Genomic DNA, 1579 nt, shown 5'->3' on the forward strand with positions numbered 1-1579 from the left:
CTCTTCTTTTCTGATCCTATTCCGATAAAAATGAACACAAGATTTTTGACCCTAAGCCTAATTTTATTAGGCCTTGTATTTTTCTCTTGCGATGAGGAAGATAAAACTAAACCACTCTCTTATCAACTCACCCATGCTTTTCGCTTGGTGGTGGAGGATCATCCCCTTCGTACCTGGAGTCTGCAAACCAAAGTCATCGATGGGGAAGAAAAATTATTTTTCGGGGATGTGCGAAAAAAAGACAATATCAAAGTCTTCAATATGGACACCAAAGAATGGGAAGAGTCTATTCGATTTGAGAAAGAAGGCCCGGATGGAATAGGGACGATGAACGGATTTTATGTGCATACGATGGACTCCATTTTTGTGGTAAACAGCTTCGGTTGGGAGATTCATTTAATGAATGGCAGTAAGAAGGTAAGAACCTACAATACCAAGGAGGGAATTCCTGCCATGGATCAGATTACCCCATTTACAACCAATAATGCTATTTCAGGAATAATCAACGGAAAGTTGATCTTTTATGGATTTCCGGAAGTACCCTATCAGGGTCTGGATTACCATAACCGGGTAAAAATTGTTCAATCCATTGATTTAAAAACCGGAGAAAACAAAGTTGAAATCGGATATCCTAAAGAGTATCATAATCATCTTTGGCCGGGACTGATTGTCATTATGAATGAACAATCTGTGGTTGGAGATAAAATTTATATGAATTATCCATTTAGCGACTCAGTTTATGAATTTGATGGAATTTCTAATCGAGCTAAGCCTTTATTCTTGGGTTCAACCTACAAGAAAACAATCACAAACTACGACGGCAAATCTACTCAAGAAATCAATGGTGAGGGAACTTATTTTGAAGTATTAAGTAAGGGTGCCTATACTGATATCTTGGCTGATGAAATCAATTCCCATCTATACAGAACTATATCCTACAGCAAAAGCGACCCATCCTCTTTTTCTACCTACTCTGAATTCAAGCCAACAGCTGAGAGGAACCTTTTGATTTATGATTTGGATCGTGATACTTTCATCGGCGAGATTGACTTTCAGGAAGATGAATTGGACCGGATTCCTATGATGTTTGTTGGGGAAAAAGGACTGTATCTCAGCAAGATGAGTGAAGAAGAGGAGGCGGTTGACTTTTACTTGTTGTCATGGGAAGAGTAAGGCTTTATTATCTTTATTTCATATTGCTGCTGGCTTGTGCTGAGAATATTAAAAAGCATGATTTGGACGATCTATCCAAGAAATTTCCTCAAGCCAATCAAATCTTGTTTATCCCACTTCAAAATTCCTGCAATTCCTGTCAACAATCTGTAGGTGATTGGCTAGAAAGTAAAGCTGCGCTATTGGCTGATGATGTAGTAATTGTACTTTCTATAGAGGATGATTTTCTTTCTGCTGAATATCGGGATGAATATTTAAATGATTATTCCCTGATCCATATTGATTCTAAAAGGAGTTATGTCAAAGAGAATATCCTAGATGGAAATTTCCCGCTATTTTCCATCACACTTTGGAAGACCGAGGGGCAAACTTGGGTACGAAGCGGATCCATCACTCCGGGCCCTTC

The 1579-nt window shown here is 38.6% G+C and carries 2 protein-coding genes; both read left to right on the forward strand.

Translation table 11 applies throughout. The features are described 5' to 3' along the window. Positions 1–1173, forward strand: a 1173-nt coding sequence (locus BLQ57_RS10790) for a DUF4221 family protein (RefSeq protein WP_217639525.1), incomplete at its 5' end; no start/stop codon positions are given. After that, the coding region (locus tag BLQ57_RS10795) for a hypothetical protein (protein ID WP_139162711.1) at positions 1161–1579 on the forward strand (419 nt) is incomplete at its 3' end. The genes BLQ57_RS10790 and BLQ57_RS10795, both read left to right, overlap by 13 nt.

This window comes from Algoriphagus faecimaris (assembly GCF_900101705.1).
Taxonomy (GTDB): Bacteria; Bacteroidota; Bacteroidia; order Cytophagales; family Cyclobacteriaceae; genus Algoriphagus; species Algoriphagus faecimaris.